At 81.9% G+C, this 293-nt stretch carries 1 pseudogene; it reads left to right on the forward strand.

Going from position 1 to position 293, the window contains the following annotated elements:
* Window positions 1-293: pseudogene (locus EXE45_RS18735) on the forward strand (TIGR00303 family protein); the annotation flags it as partial.

Consider the following 293-nt stretch of genomic DNA (forward strand, 5'->3'; position numbering starts at 1 on the left):
AGCTCGCGGCCGCGGCGGCGCTCGCCCGACACGCCGGCGTCGACCGCCCGCTCCCGCTGGCGACCACGTCGCTGGTCGCCGACGACCCGACCGCCGACCTGCCCGCGCTCGCCGCCGACCTCGACCTGACGCTCGCGGCGGCCGACCCCGGGTTCGCCGAGGGCGACCACCCCGCGATGGCGGCGTACGCCCGCGGCGAGGCGAAGGAGGGCGTCGGCATGGGCGGCGCGCTCGCGCTCGCGGAGCGCGCCGGCGTCGCCGACGCCGCCGTCCGCGACCGGATCGCGGCCGTG

The sequence above is a fragment of the Halorubrum sp. SP9 genome (genome assembly GCF_005435015.1).
Taxonomy (GTDB): Archaea; Halobacteriota; Halobacteria; order Halobacteriales; family Haloferacaceae; genus Halorubrum; species Halorubrum sodomense.